Annotated in this window: 17 protein-coding genes; 6 read left to right on the plus strand and 11 right to left on the minus strand. The window is 70.6% G+C overall.

Annotated features, from left to right (window positions below; all coding sequences use genetic code 11):
- Window positions 1-26 precede the first annotated feature (26 nt).
- The 3 genes from ACRSBM_RS11350 to ACRSBM_RS11360 all read right to left on the minus strand — a co-directional run bounded on the left by ACRSBM_RS11350 (window position 27) and on the right by ACRSBM_RS11360 (window position 4,061).
- Window positions 27-584 carry a helix-turn-helix transcriptional regulator gene (locus ACRSBM_RS11350; RefSeq protein ID WP_434442732.1) on the minus strand — a complete coding sequence of 186 codons (558 nt, stop codon included), beginning with the start codon at window positions 582-584 and terminating at the stop codon, window positions 27-29.
- Between the two features lie 443 nt (window positions 585-1,027).
- Window positions 1,028-1,450, minus strand: coding sequence for a hypothetical protein (locus tag ACRSBM_RS11355; protein WP_434442734.1), 423 nt, complete (start codon window positions 1,448-1,450; stop codon window positions 1,028-1,030).
- A 28-nt stretch (window positions 1,451-1,478) separates the two neighbouring features.
- Window positions 1,479-4,061 carry an FAD-binding and (Fe-S)-binding domain-containing protein gene (locus tag ACRSBM_RS11360; protein ID WP_434442736.1) on the minus strand — a complete coding sequence of 861 codons (2,583 nt, stop codon included), beginning with the start codon at window positions 4,059-4,061 and terminating at the stop codon, window positions 1,479-1,481.
- Between the two features lie 108 nt (window positions 4,062-4,169).
- Between ACRSBM_RS11360 and fabG the strand changes: the two genes are divergently transcribed.
- From fabG to ACRSBM_RS11375, 3 genes are read left to right on the plus strand one after another with little or no spacing between them, the layout of a single operon-like run.
- The gene (fabG, locus tag ACRSBM_RS11365; RefSeq protein WP_434442737.1) at window positions 4,170-4,874 is read left to right on the plus strand and encodes a 3-oxoacyl-ACP reductase FabG; all 705 of its coding nucleotides are present in this window, start codon (window positions 4,170-4,172) and stop codon (window positions 4,872-4,874) included.
- 46 nt (window positions 4,875-4,920) lie between these two features.
- Window positions 4,921-5,688, plus strand: coding sequence for an enoyl-ACP reductase FabI (gene fabI, locus ACRSBM_RS11370; protein WP_434442739.1), 768 nt, complete (start codon window positions 4,921-4,923; stop codon window positions 5,686-5,688).
- A 52-nt stretch (window positions 5,689-5,740) separates the two neighbouring features.
- On the plus strand, window positions 5,741-6,766 hold the full coding sequence (locus tag ACRSBM_RS11375) for a ferrochelatase (protein ID WP_434442740.1): 1,026 nt from the start codon (window positions 5,741-5,743) through the stop codon (window positions 6,764-6,766).
- Between the two features lie 100 nt (window positions 6,767-6,866).
- On the opposite strand, the gene ACRSBM_RS11380 is transcribed toward ACRSBM_RS11375, so the two are convergent.
- The 4 genes from ACRSBM_RS11380 to ACRSBM_RS11395 form a co-directional block, all read right to left on the minus strand.
- Window positions 6,867-8,192, minus strand: coding sequence for an extracellular solute-binding protein (locus tag ACRSBM_RS11380; RefSeq protein ID WP_434442742.1), 1,326 nt, complete (start codon window positions 8,190-8,192; stop codon window positions 6,867-6,869).
- Window positions 8,189-9,991, minus strand: a complete 1,803-nt coding sequence (locus ACRSBM_RS11385; RefSeq protein WP_434442744.1) for a VWA domain-containing protein — start codon at window positions 9,989-9,991, stop codon at window positions 8,189-8,191. Before ACRSBM_RS11385 ends, ACRSBM_RS11380 begins: the two co-directional genes overlap by 4 nt.
- 100 nt (window positions 9,992-10,091) lie before the next feature.
- Window positions 10,092-10,889: a hypothetical protein gene (locus tag ACRSBM_RS11390; RefSeq protein ID WP_434442745.1), complete on the minus strand. Its 798-nt coding sequence runs from the start codon at window positions 10,887-10,889 to the stop codon at window positions 10,092-10,094.
- A 60-nt stretch (window positions 10,890-10,949) separates the two neighbouring features.
- Window positions 10,950-11,375: a YcxB family protein gene (locus tag ACRSBM_RS11395; RefSeq protein ID WP_434442746.1), complete on the minus strand. Its 426-nt coding sequence runs from the start codon at window positions 11,373-11,375 to the stop codon at window positions 10,950-10,952.
- A gap of 155 nt (window positions 11,376-11,530) precedes the next feature.
- On the opposite strand from ACRSBM_RS11395, the gene ACRSBM_RS11400 reads away from it, so the two are divergent.
- The gene (locus ACRSBM_RS11400; RefSeq protein ID WP_434442748.1) at window positions 11,531-12,922 is read left to right on the plus strand and encodes a sigma 54-interacting transcriptional regulator; all 1,392 of its coding nucleotides are present in this window, start codon (window positions 11,531-11,533) and stop codon (window positions 12,920-12,922) included.
- Window positions 12,919-14,847 carry a vWA domain-containing protein gene (locus ACRSBM_RS11405; RefSeq protein ID WP_434442750.1) on the plus strand — a complete coding sequence of 643 codons (1,929 nt, stop codon included), beginning with the start codon at window positions 12,919-12,921 and terminating at the stop codon, window positions 14,845-14,847. The genes ACRSBM_RS11400 and ACRSBM_RS11405 overlap by 4 nt, the downstream gene beginning before the upstream one ends.
- Before the next feature lie 84 nt (window positions 14,848-14,931).
- On the opposite strand, the gene ACRSBM_RS11410 is transcribed toward ACRSBM_RS11405, so the two are convergent.
- Window positions 14,932-15,468: a DUF4240 domain-containing protein gene (locus tag ACRSBM_RS11410; RefSeq protein ID WP_434442751.1), complete on the minus strand. Its 537-nt coding sequence runs from the start codon at window positions 15,466-15,468 to the stop codon at window positions 14,932-14,934.
- Between the two features lie 72 nt (window positions 15,469-15,540).
- On the opposite strand from ACRSBM_RS11410, the gene ACRSBM_RS11415 reads away from it, so the two are divergent.
- The gene (locus tag ACRSBM_RS11415) at window positions 15,541-16,353 is read left to right on the plus strand and encodes an SCO6745 family protein (protein WP_434442752.1); all 813 of its coding nucleotides are present in this window, start codon (window positions 15,541-15,543) and stop codon (window positions 16,351-16,353) included.
- A 16-nt stretch (window positions 16,354-16,369) separates the two neighbouring features.
- Here ACRSBM_RS11415 and ctaD read toward each other — a convergent pair whose 3' ends face one another.
- Genes ctaD through ACRSBM_RS11430 form a run of 3 tightly spaced genes read right to left on the minus strand, consistent with a single transcriptional unit; the run spans window position 16,370 to window position 23,387 of the window.
- Window positions 16,370-18,127, minus strand: coding sequence for an aa3-type cytochrome oxidase subunit I (gene ctaD / locus ACRSBM_RS11420; protein ID WP_434442754.1), 1,758 nt, complete (start codon window positions 18,125-18,127; stop codon window positions 16,370-16,372).
- A gap of 38 nt (window positions 18,128-18,165) precedes the next feature.
- Complete coding sequence (locus ACRSBM_RS11425) at window positions 18,166-19,491, minus strand: esterase/lipase family protein (RefSeq protein WP_434442756.1); 1,326 nt, start codon at window positions 19,489-19,491, stop codon at window positions 18,166-18,168.
- Window positions 19,491-23,387, minus strand: a complete 3,897-nt coding sequence (locus tag ACRSBM_RS11430) for a hypothetical protein (RefSeq protein WP_434442758.1) — start codon at window positions 23,385-23,387, stop codon at window positions 19,491-19,493. The genes ACRSBM_RS11425 and ACRSBM_RS11430 overlap by 1 nt, the downstream gene beginning before the upstream one ends.
- Window positions 23,388-23,421: the final 34 nt, after the last annotated feature.

Genomic DNA, 23,421 nt, shown 5'->3' on the forward strand with positions numbered 1-23,421 from the left:
CCGCGGCACCGTCGCCACGCCGCCCGTCAGTGTCTGGCGGTGCGTACTGGCCCGACATCGTCAAAATTGACGACCTGTACCGCGAGGTCGGCCAGGCCGGGCTCGCGCCAGCCCCGCCTGCACAACGCGACCGCGGCAAGCTGCGACGAGACTTCGAGCTTGAGCAGGATCGAGCGGATGTGGGCGCGGACGGTCGAGATGCTCACGTGCTGCCGGCAGGCGATGTCCGCGGCGACCATGCCCCTGGCCAACTCGGTCAGCACGGCGCATTCGCGCGGGGTCAGCCGGTCGAGCCGCTCGCACCACTGCTGTCGCACCCGCAGACCCTCCAGCAGGCCAGGGGACTGAACGGGCTGGGTGAGGCCGCGTTGCACGGCGGCCAGCAGGTCGATGATCGGCAGGTCCCGGTCGACGACCGTGGTCGCCCCGGCGTGCACCGCGGTGATCAGCTCACGAGGACACCGGAGGGATCCGACGATCACCGTCGGCAGCGCGCGGGCGACGCACTCGGCGACCAGGTCGCCGGGCAGCGCACCGCCTTCGAGCACGAACACCGCGGCCACGACCCCCGCCGGATCGCGCACACACGACCAGCCCAGCGTCGCCAACCCCGCTGCCAGAACCGCGCTTAACAGCCCGACCCCGACCAACCGCACCACATGGGAGTTCGCTCGTGGTTGCGGGATGAAGGGCCGCCCTGGCGCTGCCGTGGCCACCGTCCGACACTCACCTCCCCGAGGACACCGGACGAGGCGACGGTGACAGATGCCGTTGATGGGTGGCAACGGCGTCATTCAATACCTAGCTGTTCGTGTGAGACAGCTGTCACCCGGAAGGGCGGTGACCCTGCGACCTGAGGAGATGGCGGCGATCCGGCCGGTCACCGCGGTCGACGGAGCCCGTGATCGGCAGGCCCGTCGACCTGCCGATCAAGTCACCCACTCCCATGTGCGGAAGACGGGATCAGCAGCGGATGTCGGCGCCCCTGCCGAACGTGCTCACGCTCAGCGTGTTCGCGCCTTGATCGTCAGCACCTCTCGTCGGTTCCGCCGGACACGCTGTAGCCGGAACCCCACACCTGCCCGACCGCGGTGGTGCAGACGCTCAGCGTGTTCGCGCCGTTGGACCACAGTTCCTGCGCGCCACTGTCGTTGCCGCTGTAGTCCACGGCACCGTCGCTTGTGCGCGTCCAGATGCCCGCACGGATGTGGTAGTTGCCGTGGGTGGCGCGCCACGAGTCCCAGACGTAGACGTACGCCCAGTTCTTGCCGCAACCCTTGAACTGCTTCACCGACGCGACGGTCGCCGAGCCGTGCTTCATGTAGCCGGTCTTGCCGATCTGCGTGACGCCGCTGGAGCACTTCGGGTTCGTCTCGGCCTGGGCGGTGCCGGTGAACGTCATCGCGATCGCGGCGGCCGCCAGCACGGCGGCGCCAATCTTCTTCTGCATGCGCACGACGATGGTCGTGGGCGGTTAGTCAGCGGTAAATCACACCCAGCCGGGACGCGAGGACGGTGGCCAGGTGGGCCGGCTCGCGGTCGGTCGTGTGGCGGATCTGCGTGCGGCAGCTGAAGCCGTCCGCGATGACCAGCGCGTCCTCGTTCGCCCGCAGAGCGGGCAGCAGGTCCTGCTCGGCGCACGCGATCGACACGTCGTAGTGCCCTCGCTCGAAACCGAAGTTGCCGGCCAGGCCGCAGCAGCCCTCGACGACCTGGGCGTGCACTCCCGCCTTGGTCATCGCTTCCCGGTCCCGGTCGAAGCCGAGCTCCGCGTACTGGTGGCAATGGGTCTGCACGACGGCTTCGCGTTCGCCGTCCAGTTCGGGCAACCTCGGCGCGACGTGTTCTGCGAACGTGCGGGTGGCTCGCGCGAGCGCTTGGACGGCCGGGTCGTTCGACAGCTTCGGGGCTTCCACGCGGAGGAACGCCGTGCAGCTCGGTTCCAGGCCGATCACCGGGATCCCCTGGCTGGTCCACGGGTGCAGTGCCCGCGCGGTGCGTTCGATCACCCGGCGGGCCTTGGGGAGCTGGCCGGTCGAGTGCCACGTCAGTCCACAACAGACGTTCGTGGACGGCACTTCGACGCGGTTTCCCAGGTGTGCCAGCACAGCCGCGGCGTCGAGGCCGATGCCCGGCTCGAAGAAGTTCGTGAACGTGTCGGGGAACAGCAGCACCGGATCGCCCGTGCCGAGCGGGTGCAGCTGGCGGACCAGACGAGTGGTCTGCCGGGGCAGCTCCCGTTCCGGCGTGATCCCGGCGAACCGGCCGAGCTTCGCGGTGAACCTGTTCACCAGCCCGTACTTCAGCCACGTCGGCAGCCAGCCCATCGCGTAGTGCGACCGCGGGCGCGGACGTCCTTTGTAGTGCTCGTGCAGGAACTCCGCCTTGTAGCTCGCCATGTCGACGTCGACCGGGCAGTCGCGCTTGCAGCCCTTGCAGCCCAGGCAGAGGTCCAGCGCCTCCGCCACCTCGGACGACCTCCAGCCGCCCTTGACCACATCGCCGTTGAGCATCTCGAACAACAGGTGCGCGCGGCCTCGCGTCGAATGCTTCTCCTCGCGCGTCACGCGGTAGCTCGGGCACATCACGCCGCCCTTGGTGTTCAGGCATTTGCCGACGCCGACGCACCGCCGCGTGTCGCTCGCGAACTCCGCCCGGGTCGGAATGCGCGGAGGCGCGACCAGGATCCTGAGGTCGTCGTCGAGCTTCAGCGGCTCCACGATCCGGCCGGGGTTGAGCAGGTTCCCTGGATCGAAGGCGCGCTTGAACTCACCGAACGCCCTGATGGCCTCCGGCGGGTACATCCGGCTGAGCAACTCGGAGCGCGCCTGGCCGTCGCCGTGCTCGCCCGACAGGCTGCCGCCGTGGCTGACGACCAGGTCCGCGGCGTCCTGCAGGAACTCGCGGTAGCCGTGCGCGAGGTCGAAGTCGATGCGCACGTGCAGGCAGCCCTCGCCGAAGTGGCCGTACGTGATGCCGCGGCGGCCGTGTCCGGCCAGCAGCTGGTCGAACTCGCGCAGGTAGGTGCCGAGGCGCTCCGGTGGAACGGCCGCGTCCTCCCAGCCCGACCAGGCCTCGCCGCCGTCCGGCATCCTCGTCGCGAGCCCCGCCCCGTCCTCGCGGATCCGCCACAACGCCCGCTGGTGCGCGGGGTCGTGGATGATCATGGAGTTCCTGGTGATCCTGGCGACGCGTTCGGGGTGGTCCTCGACCTCGACGAACAGCCAGCTGCGGCCCTCCGGCAGGTCGGGACGGGTCCGCACGGCCCGGACGAGCGCCTCGTCGATGCCCTCGACCGCCAGCGCGCCGGAGATCTGGGTGACCTGGTCGGCGGCGTCGTAGGTGTCCGCGAAGCCGAGCACGACCAGAACGCGGCGTTCCGGCCTGCGCACGAGCTTCAGCTCCGCGCCCAGCAGCACCACGCAGGTCCCCTCGGTGCCGACGAGCTGCTGCGTCAAGGTTGGGGCGTCCAGCGCGTAGCCGCTGACCCGGCGGGTGAGCCGCGGGAACCACGCCGGGTCGACTTGCGGCAGAGCGAGCTCGGGCGGGTTCGTGGTGTCGAACGTGCGGCCGTCGGCGGTGAGCACGTGCAGGTTCGCGACGTTCTCGCTCGTCTTGCCCCACTTCACCGAGTGCGCGCCGCACGCGTTGTTGCCGATCATCCCGCCGATCGTGCACCGCGAGTGCGTGGACGGGTCCGGGCCGAAGAGGTAGTCGCCGGCCTGGGAGTTCAGCCGGTCGAGCACCGCTCCCGGCTGGGCGAACGCCCGGTCGCCGGAGATCTCGAACGAGGTCAGGTACCGGCTGAAGTCGATCACCAGGCCGGTACCGCACGCGTTGCCCGCGACGGACGTCCCGGCACCGCGGCTCGTGATCGGCACGCGGTGCTCGGCGGCCAGCCCGACCGCCGCGACCACGGCGTCCGTCGTGCGTGGACGGACGACCACCCGCGGCACGTGCCGGTAGTTCGACGCGTCCGCCGAGTACAGGGCCCGGCTCGCCGGGTCGTCGAGGACGTCGCCGTCCACGTGGCGGCGGAGTTGATCGAGAAAGGCCCGCATCACCCGATCATGCCCCGCCCGGTGTGACATGTCCCCGCCGATGCCGGTCTACCTGTCGGTAGCCGATAGCCTCACCCGGTCAACCAGCAGCGATTCCCAGGAGAGCTCGTGAGTCGGTCCGTACTGGTCACCGGAGGCAACCGCGGCATCGGCCTCGCCATCGCGCGGGCGTTCGCGGCGCAGGGCGACAAGGTCGCGGTGACGCACCGCGGTTCCGGCGCCCCCGAGGGGCTGCTCGGCGTGAAGTGCGACGTGACGAGCTCCGAGGAGATCGACGCCGCGTTCACCGAGGTCGAGGCCGCGCACGGGCCGGTCGAGGTGCTCGTCTGCAACGCCGGTATCACGCAGGACACGCTGCTGCTGCGGATGAGCGAGGACCAGTTCACCCAGGTCGTCGACGCGAACCTGACCGGCGCGTTCCGGTTCGCCCAGCGCGCCTCCCGCGGGATGCTGCGCAAGAAGTTCGGCCGCATCGTCTTCATCTCGTCGGTCGTGGGCCTCACCGGTGGCGCGGGCCAGGTGAACTACGCGGCGTCCAAGGCGGGCATGGTCGGCATGGCGCGCTCGATCGCGCTGGAACTGGGCTCCCGCAACATCACCGCGAACGTCGTCACGCCCGGCTTCATCACCACGGACATGACCGCGGAGCTGCCCGAGGCCGTCCGTGAGGCCGCGCTCAAGCAGATCCCGGCCGGTCGTTACGGTGCGGCCGACGAGATCGCGCGCGCCGTCACGTTCCTCGCGGCGAACGAGGCCGGCTACATCAACGGTGCCGTGCTGCCGGTCGACGGCGGCCTCGGCATGGGCCACTGAAACTTCTCAACGACTGCTGTTCCGTACTGCGAAAGGGTTGGATCAAGTGACCGGACTGCTCGAGGGCAAGCGACTGCTGATCACCGGTGTGATCACCGACGCGTCGATCGCCTTCCACGTCGCGCGTGTCGCCCAGGAGCAGGGTGCCGAGGTCGTGCTGACCGGGTTCGGCCGGATGAGCCTCGTGCAGCGCATCGCCCAGCGCCTGCCCAAGCCCGCGCCCGTGGTCGAGCTCGACGTGCAGAACACCGAGCACCTGGACACGCTGGCCGACCGCGTGCGTGAGCACGTCGACGGCCTCGACGGTGTCGTGCACGCCATCGGCTTCGCCCCGCAGAGCTGCCTCGGCGCCCCGTTCATGGACGCGCCGTGGGAGGACGTCTCCGTCGCGATGCACGTCTCGGCGTACTCGTACAAGGCGCTGGTGCAGGCCGTCCGCCCGCTGCTGTCGCACGGCTCGTCGGTCGTCGGTCTCGACTTCGACGCCCGGCAGGCCTGGCCCGCCTACAACTGGATGGGCGCGGCGAAGGCGGCGTTCGAGTCGATCAACCGGTACATGGCGCGCGACCTCGGCCCGGACGGCATCCGCGTGAACCTGATCTCCGCCGGCCCGGTGCGCACCATGGCCGCGAAGTCCATCCCTGGCTTCGGCGAGCTGGAGAAGATGTGGGGCGAGAAGGCGCCGCTGAGCTGGGACGTGGACGACCCCACGCCGGTCGCGAAGTCGGTCTGCGGCCTGCTGTCCGACTGGTTCCCGGCCACCACGGGCTCGATGGTGTTCGTCGACGGCGGCGTGCACTTCCTCGGTCTCTGACGTCACATCGGTTCGTCAGGTGAGGCGTTCGGGCGTCTGATTGGATGGAGCGGTGAGTTTCGATGCGCTGCTCTGGCTGTCGTTCGGCGGCCCAGAAGGTCCTGAGGACGTCCGTCCCTTCCTGGAGAACGTGGTGCGCGGACGTGGCGTGCCGCCGGAGCGACTGGACGAGGTCGAGGCCCACTACCAGCACTTCGGCGGCGTGTCGCCGATCAACCGCCTGAACCTCGACGCCATCGAGGCCGTGCGCGCCACCGGTTTCGAGCTGCCGATCTACTTCGGCAACCGCAACTGGCACCCGATGGTCGAGGACACCGTCGCGCGGATGAAGGCCGACGGCGTCAAGCGCGCTCTGGTGTTCCCGACGAGCGCGTACGGCGGCTACTCCGCGTGCCGGCAGTACGACGAGGACATCGTGCGGGCGCTGCAGGCCGTGCCGGACGGTCCCGAGCTGGTGAAGCTGCGCCAGTTCTTCGACCACCCGCTGTTCGTCTCGGCTTTCGCCGACGGCGTCCGTGCCGCCGCTTCGTCCCTGTCCGGCCCCTACCGGCTGGTGTTCACCGCGCACTCGGTGCCGGTCTCCGCCGACAAGGCCGCCGGCCCGCCGTCCGAGGGCGGCTACCGCTACTCGCGCCAGGTCGTCGAGGCGTCCCGCCTGGTCGCCGCCGAGCTGGGCGTCACCGAGTACGACGTGGTGTGGCAGTCGCGCTCGGGCCCGCCGCAGATCCCGTGGCTGGAGCCCGACATCGTCGACCACATCGACGCCCTGCACGCCAAGGGCGTCGCCGGTGTCGTCGTGTGCCCGATCGGGTTCGTGTCCGACCACCTCGAAGTCGTGTGGGACCTCGACACCGAGGCCCGAGACCGCGCGACCGAGCTGGGCATGGAGTTCGGCCGCGCCGCGACGCCGAACGCGGACCCGCGCTTCGCCGAGCTCGTGGTCGAACTGGTCGCCGAGCACACCGCTGACGCGCCCGTGCGGAAGCTGTCGTCGTTCGTGGCGGCGGGCTGCACGGTGAACGGCGCGCCGTGTGCGCCGTTGTGCTGCGAACCGGCGAAGAGGCCCGCCCGCGCCTGAGGTCGCGTCCATGATCAACCGCCGATTGCGAGGTTGATGGGGGGAGCTTTCCTCAACCTCAGGTTGAGGAAAGCTCCCCCCATCAACGTTGTCTCGCGCCCTAACGGCCCTGGAGGGCTCCGGTCAGCGCCTGCTCGGCGTTGGCCGGTAAGGCGCCGTCGTGGTCGAGGGCGTAGCGGACGATGGCGCGGAACTCGTCGCTGAAGCGTGAGTAGTACGGCGTAACCGGGCGGAGCCTGGCGTCCTCGATCGCCTTCAGCAGCGTGCGGGCGTAGGGGTGTTCGGTGGCGACCCGGCCGTCCTGGTAGACGATGCCGCGGGTGGCGGCGAGGCCTCCTCGTTCGAAGAGGAGCTGCTGGCTGCGGGGGCCGGTGAGGAACTCGATGAGGGCCTGGGCGGCGCGGGGTTTGGTGGACTTGGCGGAGATGGCGAGGTTCTGGCCGCCGAGGACGCTCGGGCCGGGCAGTTGCGTCACCTCGAAGTCGATGCCGGGACGGCCCGCCGACTCGCCGCGGTTGCCCTGCAGGGTGCGGTGGGCGACGGGCCAGTTGCGCATGAAGGCGATCCTGCCGTCGCGGAACGCCTGGGTGGTCAGCTGCTCGTTCTGGGACCGGGAATCGGGCAGCACCACGGGTTGGGGGCCCTTGAGGCCGTCGGCGAGCCAGCGCAGGGCGCGGCGGGTGCGGTCGGAGTCGATCACGACCTTGCCGGTCTCGTCGACGACGTCGCCCTTCTCCGCCCAGATCAGCTCCAGGGCGTTCACGGTGAGGCCCTCGTAGTCGCCGAACTGGCCCGCGTAGCCGGCGGCGAGGCGGGCGTCCTGGGCGGCCCGCAACGCGCGGGTGGAGGTGGTGGCGATGTCGTCGAGGCCGAGGGGCTCGTCCTGCACGAGGTCCTTGCGGTAGAAGAGCAGACCCGCGTCGGTGTTGAACGGCAGCGCCCACAGCACGCCCTGGTAGCGGCAGCTCTCCAGCGGACGGCGGAGGAACCCACTGGTGTCCACTGTGGACAACGGTCGCAGGTAGCCGGACTGGGCGAACTCGGCCGTCCACGTGACGTCGAGGTTGAAGACGTCCACGTTGTCGGTCTTCTCCCTGGCCCGCGCGACCATCTCGCTGCGCTGGCCGTCCGCCTCCGCCGGCAGCTCGACGATCTCCGCGGGCTGCTCGGGGTGCTCGGCGTTCCACTGGTTGATCAACGCGCGCCGCTGGCCGCCGTCGCTCTGGTCGTGGCCGCTGAGCACGATCAGCTTGCCCTTCTCCCACTCCGCCGACTCGCGGAAGAGGGGCTGCACGCCGCTCGTGAACAGGATCGTCAGCACGACACCGACCGCCACGCCCATCGCGAGCCACGAGCGGTTCGCCCACACCACGCCCGGCGGGCCCAATCTGGGCAGGGCCGCCCACGTGCGCCGCAACCACCTCATCCGGAACCTCCCCACACCCGGCGGAACAACTCCGCCAGGTCGTCCCCGAGCGTGTCCGTCGTCGAGTCGCGGCACTCGCCGCCCGACGTGTCCGTGATCGACGTCAGCGCGTGCGCCGCGCAGCTCGCGTCGCCGACGGCGATCACGAACACCCGGATCCCCTTCTGCCGCACCACGTCCACGACCTCCTGCCGGGTCTGCGCGCTCGTCGTGTCCTCGCCGTCGGTCAACACGATCACCGCGCTGACGTGGTCCGCGTCGTCGGCGCCGACCCGGTCGAGGCTGTCGAGGATCGCCTGGTGCAGCGGCGTGCCACCGGAGGGCTGGACCGTGCCCAGCGCGGCGGTCGTGGCCTCCTTGTCACGCCTGCCGAGGGGGATGAGCGGCCGGACGTCGTTGTCGTTGAACACCGACAGGCCGTACGTGTCCCTGGCGCCCATCTGCGTGAGGGCCTTGCGGACACCTTCGACGGCGACGGCGAACCGCGTCTCACCGGTCGCCGTCGGCTCGACCATCGAGCCGGACGCGTCGAGCGTGAGCCAGACCCGCCCGTCCCTCTTGGCCTGTTCGTACTCCTTCTGGAACTCGGCCTGCGCCGCCTCGCCGGGGGCGGCCTCGTCGCGGTCGAGCGCCAGGCCGGCCCGCACCCCGAGCTCCTCGCGGAACTCGGCCCCCGCGGCCTGCCGGGCGGGACGCAGCCCGGCGGCGTTGAGCGCCGTCATGCCGTCCTGCGTACCGAGCCACGCCTGGAACGCCTTCGCGGGCTCGCGCGCGGCGAGGTTCGACACGTCCGGCGCGTCCCACTCGACGAGGTTCAGCGGGTAGTCGGCCCGGTAGGTGTCCGCCGGGTACAGCGCGGTGAGGCACGGCTTCTGCGCACAGCTGGTCTTGTTGTGCCGCAACAACACCTGCTCGGTCGTGATCATCGCGGCACCCGGCCGCGGCCGGTCGGCCTCCTCGACCCGGCGCTCCACGACGGCGGGGGCGAGCGTCTCGTACAACGCCGCCGTGGCGAGCCTGCCGTCCGTCGTCATCAGCGGGTTCGGCCTGCCGATCGCGATCCCCGCCCTGCCGACCTTGGTGAGCAGCTCACCCCACGTCTCCGGGCTGCTGGAGACGACGTCCCGCGCGATCGGCGCAGGTACCCCGAGCACGACCGGTGAGAACGCGACCGAGCCGCCCGGCTTGATGCGCACCGCCGACCCGATGCCGTCCGTGCGGCGCACCACCTCGTTCGTCTCCGTGGTCGAGTCGGGCAGCCACACGTCCGGGTGCGGCCCGACCTCCCGCAGGTCCTGCGACGACCAGGAGGACCGCAACGCGATCGCACCCCGGTTGCCCGGCGCCGAGAACACGTACAGCCGCGCCGTGCGGCACCCGTGGTGGCTCGCCGCCGTGTGCTGTTCGAACTTCCGCGCCACCTCGCCGATCGCGGGCGCCACGTCCCGCGACGTCAGCACCCGCACCTCGGTCGGCTGCGGGCACCCGAGCAGCAGCACGCGCCCGTACGCCACCACCGGCGGCGCCGCGAGCGCGACCACCCCCGCCGCGGCGACGAGCACGGCCGTGAACACCACCCAGCGCAACCGGACGCGCTTGACCAGCTGGTTCAGCCGGTCGATCGCGGACGCCGACAGCACGAGGAGCGCCGCGCCGATGCCGTAGAGCACCCACGACTGCCAGGTCGCGAGCGATCCGGTGGCCGTCTCGGACAGCAGGTGCCCGGCGACCGCGGCCAGCATGAGGGCTCCCGCGTACCTGGGTGCTGTGCTCGACCGGCGCTGGTCGACGTCCTCCATTCAGCGTCCTCCCCACCAGGCACCTTATGCCGGGGCCCCGACAGTTCCGGCGCAGTTGCCGGGTCGGGAGGAGTTACCGGGGGAGAACCACTCGTTTGGGTCAGTGCCGGCCGGCGCCGCTGTCCGCCAGCACGCGCACGGCCTCGTCGACCGCCGCGCACCGCGCCCGTCGCACCGCCTCCGACAACGGCCGCAGCGCCTCGCTGCGCGCGGACATCGCCGACGCCGACATCGCGCCACCGGGTGAGTCGGACCTGGCCACGGACACGATCGCGTCCACCTCGGCGGCCCGCTGCAGCACCCGCAGCGCGCGGGGTGGCATCGCGTCCGGCCACGGCAGCGCCGAGTTCGCGGCGGCCAGGTCGGCGATCTCCTTGCGCACGTTCGGGCGGTGCTTGGCCACGTCGAGCGTGGCCAGTGCCGCCGTCGCCTCGCGCAGTGCCGCGCCCAGGCCGTGCTCGGCCTCGCCGATCGGGATGTGCTCCAGGCCGTTGGAGGAGGGCAGGTCGAACACCGTCCACCGCATCACGCCGTCGGCCACGATCTTCGGTACCAGCCCGATGTGCACCGACGGGACCACGAGCGCCTCACCGGACCTCAGCGCGCACGTCGAGAGCGGGCCCTTGCCGCCCAGGCCGCGCACGTCGCCCGCGACGGGGAGCACCAGCCGCGCCGAAGTCGCGCCGGCGCGCCGCAGGGCGGCCAGCAGCAGGGCTGGGCCGACCGGGGCCTCGTCGGGACCGGGGAGGTCGAGCGCCGTGGCGGTGCCGTCGTCGTCGGCCACCACCTCGTGCTGCTCGGCCCACGTGTGCAGGGCGTCGAGGACGTCGTCGGAGGCGGCCAGACCGTGCAGCCATCCCGACGTCCACACGACCAGCGTGGCACTCGCACAGGACACGCGACGAGATTACGTTGCCCTGCCCCGCGAGCCCCACCCGGTGTGCCCGATCCGAGACACCTACCTGGCCGGGCCGATGTGCTGTTCGAGGAGGGCACGGAAGGACGTCACGTCCTCATCGGACGCGAACGCCCGGTGCGGCACGGAGAGCGACGCCGCGCCCTCGTCGAGCGTCTCCAGCACGAAGCCCTGACGGGTCTCGGTCCAGCCGGGCAGCTCCTCCCAGCCGATCTCCTCGCGGACGGTGCCGCCCACGGCCATCCGGAACGACTGGTCGTCGGCACTGCCCACCACGGTCCGGCTGATCATCTCGTCCGACGAGAAGCGCCACCACACCGCGACCGGCTCCATGAACCCGATCACCAGCGCGCACACCAGGCCGAAGACCGCCACGACGAGCGTGTCCTCGAAGCCGAACAGCAGCACCAGGGAGATCACCGCGAACGCGAGCGCGAACCACGGCGCCCACCTGAACATCGGCACCATCGCCCGCAGGCTCGCACGCCAGTCCGCGGGTGACGGGGCCCACCTGAAATCAACGCTGTCACTCATATCGCCCCGCATTCTGGCGCACCGGCCGGGCCCTCGCCTGGAGTTGCTCCACATCGACGGGGCCGGATTCGGTGCGTAGCGTCGTCTGCGTGACCCAGAACCTGGCCCGCACGGCGGGCGAACTGCGCGCCGCCGGGCACCTGCCGCGCGGCGTCAAGACCGAGATCAGGGAGAACCTCCTCGCGGCGCTTCGCGAGGGACGCAACCCGTGGCCCGGCATCGTCGGTTTCGACCGCACGGTGCTCCCGCAGCTCGAACGCGCGCTGCTGGCGGGCCACGACGTCGTGCTGCTCGGCGAGCGCGGCCAGGGCAAGACCCGGCTGCTGCGCACCCTGATCACGTTGCTCGACGAGTGGACGCCCGTCATCGAGGGCTCCGAGCTGGGCGAACACCCGCTCGACCCGATCACGCCCGAGTCCCGCCGCCGGGCCGCCGAGCTCGGCGACGACCTGCCCGTGGTGTGGCGGCACCGCGACGAGCGGTATGCCGAGAAGCTCGCGACGCCCGACACGTCCGTCGGTGACCTGGTCGGCGACGTCGACCCGGTGAAGGTCGCCGAGGGACGGTCGCTCGGCGACCCGGAGACGATCCACTACGGCATGCTCCCGCGCGCCCACCGTGGCATCATCGCCATCAACGAGCTGCCCGACCTGGCCGAACGCATCCAGGTCTCGTTGCTGAACGTGATGGAGGAGCGCGACATCCAGGTGCGCGGCTACACGCTGCGGCTGCCGCTGGACGTGCTGCTCGTGGCCACCGCGAACCCCGAGGACTACACGAACCGCGGCCGCATCATCACGCCGCTCAAGGACCGCTTCGGCGCCGAGGTCCGCACGCACTACCCGTTGGAGATCGACGCCGAGGTCGACCTGGTCCGCCAGGAGGCCGGGCTCGTGGCCGAGGTGGGCGACCACCTGCTGGAGATCATCGCGCGGTTCGTCCGGCACCTGCGCGAGTCGTCCTCGATCGACCAGCGGTCGGGCGTCTCCGCCCGGTTCGCGGTCGCCGCGGCGGAAACCGTTGCGGCGTCGGCACTGCGCCGGTCCGCGCTGATCGGCGAGAACCCGGCCATCGCCCGCCCGATCGACCTCGAGTCGGTGCCGGACGTGCTGCGCGGCAAACTCGAGTTCGAGGCGGGGGAGGAGGGCCGCGAGGACGAGGTCCTGGTCCACCTGCTGCGCCGCTCGATCGCCGACACGGCCCGTGCGCGGCTGGCGGGCCTGAACCTCCGTGCGCTGGCCGAGGTCGTCGCGGACGGCCACCCCGTCGCGACCGGCGACCGCGTGCACGCGGGTGACCTGCTGGCGGCGTTGCCGGAGCTCCCGATCCTGCACGAGGTCGCGGCACGCCTGGGTGCGGGCCCGAAGGACCCGGTCGGCCGCATCGCCTCGGCCGTGGAACTGGCCCTGGAGTCGCTGTACCTGACCCGCAACCTGTCGAAGGACACCTCCTCCGACGACGACCGATCGGTGTACGGATGAGATACCGCTACGGACGCTGGGGCGGCGGCGCCGATCCGCTGGCGCCCCCGGTGGACCTCCGCGCGGCCGTCGACGAGCTCGGCCGCGACATCATGGAGGGCGCCTCACCGTCGTCCGCCCTGCGCGAACTGCTGCGCCGCGGCGTCGACGGCACCCGAGGCCTCGACGACCTGACGTCGCGCCTGTGGCAGCGCCGTGCTTCGATCCAGCGCCGGCACCGCCTGGACGGCACCCTGACCGAGGTCCGCCGGCTGCTGGACCAGGCCGTGGAGGCCGAGCGCCGGGCGTTGTTCCCGGACCCGTCCGACGACGCGCGCTTCCGCGAGGCCCAGCTCGACGCCCTGCCGCCGGGCACCGCCGCGGCCGTCCAGGAGCTCTCCTCCTACGACTGGCGCTCCGAGGAGGCCCGCGAGGCGTTCCAGCAGATCCGCGACCTGCTCGGCCGCGAACTGCTCGACCAGCGCTTCCAGGGCATGAAGAACGCGCTGTCCAATGTGGACTCCGACGACGTCCGCCGCATCCAGCGCATGCTGCGCGACCTCAACTCGTTGCTGGAGGCGCACGCGTCCGGCTCCCCGGACACGCCGCGCCTGTTCGACGAGTTCATGCGCAAGCACGGCGAGTTCTTCCCGGAGAAGCCCCGCAACGTCGACGAGCTCATCGACGCACTGGCCGCCCGCTCGGCCGCCGCGCAACGCATGATGAACTCGATGACCGACGCCCAGCGCGCCGAGCTGTCCGCGTTGTCCCAGCAGGCCTTCGGCGGCATCGGCTCGTCCTTGTCTACTTTGGACTCACTGCTGCAACGGCTGCGCCCCGGCCTCGACTGGAACTCCTCCGCGCGCTTCCGCGGCCAGGACCCGCTGGGCCTGGGCGAGGGCGCGCAGGCGATGGCCGACCTGGCCGAGCTCGACGCCCTGGCCGAACAGCTCTCCCAGTCGTATCCGGGCGCCCGCCTGGAGGACATCGATTTGGAGGCCCTGGAACGCCAGCTCGGCGAGTCGGCCTCGGTCGACGCACGCCGCCTCGCGGAGCTGGAGAAGGCCCTCCGTCAGCAGAACATCGTCGAACGCGCTCCGGACGGTTCCTTGAGGCTGACGCCGAAAGCGTTGCGCCGTCTGGGAGAAACGGCCCTGCGCGGCGTCGTGGACCAGCTGCGGTCCTCGCAGGGCTCGCGCGAGACCACCTCCGCCGGTGCCGCGGGCGAGCTGATCGGCTCGACCCGGCCGTGGCAGTTCGGTGACACCGAGCCCTGGGACGTGCCGCGGACCCTGCGCAACGCCGTGCTCCGCTCGGGCTCGATGTCGATGGACGTCGTCGACCTGGAGGTCTCCGAGACCGAACACCGGACGCGTGCGGCTGTCGCACTGTGCGTGGACACCTCCTGGTCGATGGTGCAGGACGGCCGTTGGGTGCCGATGAAACGTACGGCCCTGGCGCTGCATCACCTCGTGCGCACCCGTTTCCGCACCGATGCTCTGCAGCTGGTGACCTTCGGGCGTTATGCCGAGGCCGTGGACATCGGCCAGCTGACGGCGTTGGAAGGTGTGTGGGAGCAGGGCACGAACCTCCACCACGCGTTGCTGCTGGCGGGGCGTCACGTGCGTCGTCATCCCGACGCACAGCCCGTGGTGCTGGTCGTGACCGATGGTGAGCCCACGGCGCACCTGGAGCCCGAGGGGGACGCGGAGTTCAACTACCCGCCGCTGCCCCGGACGCTGACCAAGACGCTGAACGAGGTCGACGCTCTGGCCCGGCTCGGGGCGACGATCTCGGTGTTCAAGCTGGGGGACGATCCCCGGCTGGCCGCGTTCGTCGACATCGTGGCCCGGCGGGGTGGCGGCCGGGTGGTGTCGCCGGATGAGGAAGGGCTCGGGGCCGCTGTGGTCAGCGACTACCTGCGGTCTCGGCGTCAGCGTCGGTGATGTGGTCCCGGCGGTGTGCTGCCGGTGCTGCGAGGTCTCGGTGGGCCGGTGCGTTGGTGTGCCGGTGAAAGCCGCCGCCTGAGGTCAGAGTTCGTGGAGCGCCGCCAGGCGTGGCAGGCGGGCGGCCAGCTCCTCGCGGTCGTCGAAGTCGAAGTCCCACTCCGGGTCGAGTTCGGGGTAGCGGATGGTGAAGGCGTCCTCCGGTAACCGCATGCCGGTGGCCTTGATGTGGGCGTTCCAGGCGATGGACAGGGCGTCCTCGCCCTCGATGTCCATGCCGGACTCGGCGGCGGCCACGACGGCGGGCAGGCCGGCGAGTGAGTCGGGGTCGGCGAGCGCGGCGTCGTAGACCTCCTCGCCCTGGGTCAGCAGCCAGCCGCGGAAGTAGTCGAAGCCGTCGTCCGAGCAGCCGCCGTTGATCAGATAGGCCGCCGCCCACAGCGGGTTCCGGTACGAGGCCGCGAGGAGGTCCCACAGGACCTGCTGGGCCGCGACGATCTCGCCGGGTGGCCTGGCCGCCAGCAGGTCGGTCGCGGCGGCGGCCACCGCGGCGCTGTCCGAGGGGTCGGGGACGCGGCCGCGGGCGTCGGCGACGAGCTTCCAGAAGGTGTTCGGGTTCACGTCGGTGAGCTTGGCAGAGGGGTCTGACACTTTTGGCCTGACGAACCAGGTCGGACGATCTAGGTTGGAGGCATGATCAGGACCCTGTGGTACTCGCTCGAAGCCGTGCACGCGATGATCTACTTCGCCCCCCAGGCGGACTCCCGGTACGCGGCGGCCGGGTTGGACCGGCCCGGCGGGTACTTCGCGTCGCGGGCGGCGGCGCTGGGGGAGGCCGGTCCCGAGGTCGTGATCGCCACCTTCTACAACTTCAACCCCGACCTGGTCCGGGCGTGCGTTCCGCGGGTGTGGGAGACGGTCACGCCGCGGCAGATGCTCGAGCTCCGGCTCGCGGCGGCGGACGAGGCCCTCAAGCCGATTCTGCCGGGCGACCTCGAGGAGATCACCGGGCTGGCCCGGCGGGCGGCCGAGCGGTCCACGGAGATGCTGCACGGCCGCACCCTGTTCGCCGCGCACGCGAGCCTGCCGTGGCCGGACGAGACGCACCTGCGGTTGTGGCACGCTCAGACGTTGCTGCGCGAGTTCCGCGGCGACGGGCACCTCGCGGCGCTCCTCAAGCACAACCTCACCGGCATCGAGGCGCTCGTGCTGCACGCCGCCGAGGGTGCGGTCCCGGCGGAGACGCTCCGCAAGACACGGGCGTGGTCCGAGGAGAAGTGGGCCGAGACCGCGGAGGACCTCCGCAGCCGTGGTCTCATCGGCGAGAACCACCTGCTCACCGACGCGGGCCGGGCGCTGCGGCAGAGCATCGAGGACGAGACGGACGCGATGAACGCGGCCGCGTACGACGTCCTGTCGGAGCAGGAGAAGCAGCGGTACGTCGAGCTCGCCGCGCCGCTGAGCAAGGCGGTCGTGGCGGCGGGACTGATCCCCGGCCGGCGTTAGCCTCGACCTTTCGCTACTAGGGCTCGTCCCGTTCCGTCGACGCGAGCGCCTTCTCCGTCGCTTCGTCCTTGCCCACGCGGTGCTTTCCGGGATGCGTGATGGAGAAGTGCGCTTCCTCCCGCATCCGTTCGACCATGTGCGGGTAGTGCAGCTCGAACGCGGGCCGCTCGGACCGGATGCGTGGCAGCTCCTTGAAGTTGTGCCGCGGCGGGGGAGACGTCGTGGCCCACTCCAGCGAGTTGCCGTAGCCCCACGGGTCGTCCTGCGGGGCCGGGTCGCCGTAGCGGTAGGAGCGGAAGACGTTCCACACGAACGGCAGCACGGAGGCGCCGAGCAGGAAGGAGCCGATCGTGGAGAACGTGTTGAGGAACGTGAAGCCGTCGGAGGGCAGGTAGTCGGCGTAGCGGCGCGGCATGCCCTCGTTGCCCAGCCAGTGCTGCACCAGGAACGTGCCGTGGAAGCCGAAGAACGTCGTCCAGAAGTGCAGTTTGCCCAGCGGTTCGTTGAGCATCCGGCCGGTGATCTTCGGGAACCAGAAGTAGATGCCCGCGTAGGTGGCGAACACGATCGTGCCGAACAGCACGTAGTGGAAGTGCGCCACCACGAAGTACGTGTCGGACACGTGGAAGTCGATCGCGGGCGAGGCCAGCAGGATGCCCGTCAGGCCACCGAAGAGGAACGTGACGAGGAAACCGACCGAGAACAGCATCGGTGTCTCGAACGTCAGCTGCCCCTTCCACATCGTGCCGGCCCAGTTGAAGAACTTGATACCGGTCGGCACCGCGATCAGGAACGTCATCAGGGCGAAGAACGGCAGCAGCACCGCACCCGTGGCGTACATGTGGTGCGCCCACACCGCCACGGACAGCATCGCGATCGCGAGGGTCGCGAACACCAGGCCCTTGTAGCCGAACAACGGCTTGCGGCTGAACACCGGGAGTATCTCCGTCACGATCCCGAAGAACGGCAACGCGACGATGTAGACCTCGGGATGGCCGAAGAACCAGAACAGGTGCTGCCAGAGGACCACGCCGCCGTTGGCCGGGTCGAAGACGTGCGCCCCGAGGTGCCGGTCCGCCGCCAGGCCCATCAGAGCGGCCGTCAGGATCGGGAACGCCAGCAGGATCAGCACGGCCGTCACCAGGATGTTCCAGGTGAAGATCGGCATCCGGAACATCGTCATGCCCGGCGCCCGCAGGCACACGACGGTGGTGATCATGTTGACCGCGCCGAGGATCGTGCCCAGACCGGACACCGCCAGTCCCATGATCCACAGATCCGCGCCGACACCCGGCGAGTGCATCGCCGACGACAGCGGCGTGTAGGCGAACCAGCCGAAGTCCGCCGCGCCGCCCGGTGTCACGAAGCCCGCGACGACGGTGGTGCCACCGAACAGGAAGAGCCAGTACGAGAAGGCGTTCAGGCGCGGGAACGCGACGTCCGGCGAGCCGATCTGCAGCGGGAGGATGAAGTTCGCGAACCCGAACAGGATCGGCGTCGCGTACAGCAGCAGCATGATCGTGCCGTGCATGGTGAACAGCTGGTTGTACTGCTCGTTCGACAGGAACTGCATGCCTGGCCGCGCGAGCTCGCCGCGCATCAGCAGCGCCATCACGCCGCCGATCATGAAGAACGCGAACGACGTGACCAGGTACATGATCCCGATCTGCTTGGGATCCGTCGTCTTGAACAGCTGGAGGAAGTACGAGCCCTTCGGCCGCGCACGCGCCGCCCCCGGATGGGGCACTACGGGCGTTGGCTTGATCGTGGTCATCGCGCCTCCTCCGTGCCAGGGGTAAATCGTCCTCCCGGTCAGACCACGGGGCAATCCATGACGAGCACCGCCGAGGTCACCGGGACCACCGGAGCACCCACCGAGATGCCGCTGACCTGCACGTAGTAGGCGCCGGGGGCCAATTCACCGAATCTGACCGCCATGCTCTCGGAGATCGCCGGGCTGCGCGATTCGACCTGTTTGCCGTTCTCGTCGAGCAGCGCCACCTTCAACGCCCGCGGGGTGGTGTCCCTCAGCTCGACGGTGACCTCCAGGTCCTCACCGGTCAGCACCAGGTCCGGCACGCTGACCTGCGGTTCAGTGGCGGTCACGTTGCGTGGGACGATCGCCTTGGCGGTCAGGAACGACTCCACGGCGTCCAGCACGGCGGAGTTGTCCTGCAACGACGTGTGCTGCTCCGTCACGCGGTGCAGCGTGTTCGAGGACAACGCCAGTCCACGCCGTGCGGCACCGACCATCGGCACGGTCGCGTCTCCGTACAGCTCGTCACCCTCGTACGTCCGGTAGCAGGTCACCTTGCCGTCGGCGATACGAGCGGTCGTGGCCGTTGGCTGCTTACCGCCCAGGATCGCGTACGTCTGGTCAGCGAACGAGTCGGTCAACGCGCCGTGGAACGCCATCGCGTCCGCGACCATCTTGGTGTCCAGCTCGGGCAACGTGGTCTCGGTCGTCTTCACCAACCCGGTGGGCGACTCGATGCACGCGTACTCGGGCATCAGCTGGTGCAGCGACGGCATCGACCGCGCGAACTCCGTCAGGTCGATCGCCAACGGCCCGAGACCCTTTCTCACGCCGTTGACCAGCTGGTCCAGCGCCGCGGCCGCACCACGGTAGGGCGTGCCCATCGTGATCAGCTTGTCGGTCCGCTCCGCCATCCCGCACTGCTCGACGCACCAGCGGGCGACGAGCCCACCCATCGAGTGACACACGAAGCTGACCTTGGCGTCCGGCCCGATCCGGTCCAGCGCCTCGTCCACCCGCCTGGCCAGCAGCGCGCCGTTGTACCGGTTCGACAGCCGCCAGTCGTAGGCGAAGAGCAGCAGGTTGCCCTTCTCGACGGTGTAACCGAGCGAGTTCATCCGCCTGGTCACCCGGTCGTAGCCCTTCAACGGCGTCCAGATGCCGGGGACGACGTGCAGGTCCGACATCAACGCGACGGGCTCGACACCGTCTCCCGGGTGCTCGTCACCGATGCCGGCCGGGAGCGTCAGCCGCCGCAGGCTGCGGCCGAGCGTGAGCACCGCGCGCAACGCGGCCTTGCCGGACACCTCCCAGACCATGCCGTCGCGGTCGCGCAGCGTGCTGCCGAGGATGCCGGGCAGGACGACGACCAGATCACTCATCAGGACTCCTCGGCGAGCTTGCGGATGAGACTGAGCAACGCGAAGTTCGCGGGCACCAGGTAAGTCAGCTCGCGGATCCACGCCAGACGCTGGTCCGCCGCGGGCAACGCCAGCCGCGCGTCACCGGCCCGAGCGCGCGCGACCGCCTTGTACAGCGCGGCCAACGGGTGCGGCTCCAACGCCGTCACGGCCTGGGTCAACGCCTGAGGGGACGCGGAGGCCGCGAGCCCCCGCAGGACGTCGGTGACGCGGGAGGGGTCCTCCGCGGCGTCCAGCACGAGACCGGCCACGTCGGCGTCCTCGCCGGCCAGCAGCAGCAACGCGTGCACGGGCCGGTTGTCACGGACGTTCTTCAGGACTTCCTTGTCCAGCAGCTCGTCCCGCCGCGTCGCGAGCAGCTCCCGGCGGCGGGCGGGCGTGGCGTCGACGAACTCGTCCGCGAGGCTCATCAGCAGCCACGGCCGGTACGCGAGCGGCACGCCCTGCTGCTGCGCGGTCGTCCGGCGCGACTGGATGACCTGCGCCTCGATCAGGCTCGTCCCGTACAACGCCTCGGTCACCGCGACGTCCGCGTCCGTCGACAGCAGCTCGGGGTGCGCGAGCAGGACCGCCTGCTCCTCGGCGTACGAGCGGGCGAACACCCAGGCGCGGGCGGTCTTCAGCAACGCCCGGTCGACCGTCAGCCAGTCCGGCGTCGAGTCCCACGGCCACGGCCCGGAGTCGTAGTGGCGGCGTGCGATGTCGTGCACGTCGTGGCGCGCCTGCCGCGACTGGCCGACATGGGTCAACGCCTGGCACAGCCACTTCGCCGCCGCCGGATCACCGGGCGACGTCGCCGCCGCCCGCAGCATCAGCAGCGTGGCGAGGTGCGGGCCGGTGAACCGGGTGGTCACCCGTTCCCAGGTCTCGTCCACGATCTCGGGCTGCTCCAGCCCCGCGCAGATCGTGTCGAGCGTGAACAACGCCGCCGCGAGCGTCGACAGCCGGTCGGTGTTCTCCGGCAGCAGGCACACCTCGACGGTCCGCAGCCCGGTCACCAGGGCCTCTCTGGGCTTGTCCGCGTCACGCTGGCGGCGCATCAGGTTGTGCAGCGCCTGGCCGTGGATCCGCAGCCCGTCCGCCAGCTCCGCCGCCTGGCGCGCGGAGGTGAGCGCCTCGTCCCCGCGGCCGACCAGGCTGTAGGCGACGCTCAGGCTCAGCGCCGCGTCGGCGAGCTGCGGCCGGAACGCGGCGTGCCGGCCGAGCGTGCCGCTGATCTCCGCGGCCTGCTGGGTCGCGCGGTCGGCGTCGGACAGCCGCCCCAGCGCCAGGTAGTCGCGGCTCAGCTCGACCAGGGCGGTGACGAGGTCCGCGAGGAACACCGGATTCGTCTGCGCGAGGGCGTAGTACAGCTCCACGGCCTGTTTCGACCGTTGCATCGCCTCATACCGCCGGCCGGTCTCACTGCACCTGGCGGCGAGGCACGTCATTGCGCGCGCGAGTGGCGCATCGGTATCGACGGCCGCAACGGCGTCTCTGGCCGTCGACAGTGCCTCGTGCCGGCGCCCGAGCATCGCGTAGGTCTCGCTCAGGTCCACCAACGCACCGCTGAGGTGCGCCGCGTACGTCGGGTTGTCACCGCCGTGCGTCGTCGTCTTCGCGATGCGTTGCGCTAGCCGTTTGTGCGTAAGGCTTTCCGCTGTCGTCGGAGTCGAGGCGACCAGCTCGCGATACCGCACGGCGGCTTCCTCGGCAGGCGCCACGGCCTGCTGGAGCCGCCCGGCCTCGCGGAACCGCCGGCCGAGTTTGTTCAGCACGAAAGCCAGGTCCGCCAGGTACATCCGGAGCTTCGGCACCAGCGCGCGGAAGTGCTCGGCGGCTTCCTCCAGTGGTGCGATGGCCTCGTCGCCACGACCCCAGTGCATCAGCTCGTTCGCCGCCGTCGTGGCTGCGAGTGCGATGTCAGGCAACAACATCCGGTTCATCACCGCGAGAGCGCGCAGTCCGTCCAATGCCCGCGTACCGGCGTGCCCGCAGTGCCGCCACGCGTACTTCCACAGGTAACCCGGCACGTCCGGCGGCACGCCGGCCTCCACCCGCTGCCGGTACAGCTCGATCAGCGCACACGCCACCTTCTCGGCGTCCGGTGCGAAGACCTCGGCACGGCTGGGCGCGAAGGGTGGTCGCAGGTGGTCGGCGAACGTCTGGTGCGTCAGCTTGAAGACGGCTGTGCCCTCCTCGCCGTCCTGCACGACGTGGCGGCCCAGTTCGGTGAGCACGGCGGTGATGTCGTCACGCGTGAACTCCTCGCCGGACAACGCTTCCGCGACCGCGATCCACTCCGCCTCGGGGAAACCGGCGCCGTAGCTCCACGTCAGCGCCGTCAGCAGCGCACGGGCAGAGGGCACCTTCGCCAGTTCACGGTCGAACGCCGCGTCCAGGGACAGCTTGAGGTCCGCGCCTCCGTCGGCCCGCACCTGGTCGGTGATCATCCACGCGGTCAGGAACGGCAGCTTGGCCAACTTGTCCACAGTGGACTGCGCTGCACCGGGACCCAGGCGGGCCATGACGTACTCGCGGACGTCGGCCTCGCTCCCGGCGTCGTCGAGGTTCAGCACCTCGATCGGAGACAGCTCGGTCAACAGCGGAGCGCCACCCGCGACCCGATGGGCCTGGCGGGTCGAGACGATCACCACCGCGTGGTTCGCGAGCTTGACCAGCAGCGAGGTCGCGATCGAGAACGACTCACCGCGCGCCTCGTCCAGACCGTCGACGACGAGCACCGGCGGTGTGGCCAGCGCGCTGACCACACCGACCAGCTCGGCGGCACCGCGCCGCGGCCCCTCCGGTGGAGAGATCAGGCCCGCGACGACCAGCTGGCGGCTGAGCAGGTCGGCGACGCGGTCGGCGTCCATCGCGCGGGCGTGCACGGCGGCGTCGACCGAGCAGGGACCGGGGTCGGCGTGCTGGAACGACGGCCCGGCGGTCAGCAGCAGGTCGCGCTCGGCCGGGTTGGACAGGCTCACGACCCGGCCGACGACCGCGGACTTGCCGGTGCCGGGCGACCCGGTCACCACCCGCAGACCGGCCACCCCGGACTTCACCCAGCTCACGACCTTGTCGACCTGGGCGGTGCGGCCGGTGAACCACGACCGGTTGGACGTGGAGTCGCCACCACGCGCGGCCAGCAGAAGGTGCTTCACGACCGTGTTCGCGGCATACAGCGGGTTCGGCAGCATCGGCTGTGCGGAGCCGTACTGCATGAAGCGCGGCCGCTGGACGTCGCTGTCCCACGTGTTCAGCAACGCCGTGCCGACCGCGCCACCGTCGACCAACGCCGTGCGGTCGCTCCACCGCCGTGCGTCCTCATCAGCGGTGGGACCGGCGCGCAGCAGGTTGCGCAACTTCCCGCCGAACAGACCGTCACGGGCCGTTTCGACGCTTGAACACGACACCAGCACACCGGCCCAGTGCACCTGCCCGGCCAGCAGCTCCTCCTGGACGGCGGCGACCGTCCGGACGGCTTCGTCGAGCTGGGCGCCGGAGTAGCAGGCGTCGACGATGATGAGCACCTGGTGCGCGCCCGACGCGGCACACCACAGCGCGAACTCGTGCAGCATGATGCCGTCGATCACGCCGTCGTTGTCCCTGGCCAGCAGCCTGAGGTTGCCCGCGACGGGGATGGCGTGCCCGCTCCACAACGCCACCAGCGCGCCGCCGTCCTGCGGAGTGCGCCGCAGCGCCTTCATGTGCGCGCGGATCTCGGCCTCGGTCGGGTCGGCCAGCGGCTCGCCGTCGTAGCCCTTGAGCAGGGCGCGCAGCTCCCGCACGTCGCTCACGGCGTGCTGCAGCGGCGGCACCAGCTCGTAGGAGCCGACGCCGATGCCGACGAACCGTCCTCTGACCCTCTCCTGCATGCGTCACTACCCCCTGCCCGGACGTCGTCGGGCG

It is taken from the genome of Lentzea xerophila, from assembly GCF_051094245.1.
In the GTDB taxonomy this organism is placed as follows: Bacteria; Actinomycetota; Actinomycetes; order Mycobacteriales; family Pseudonocardiaceae; genus Lentzea; species Lentzea xerophila.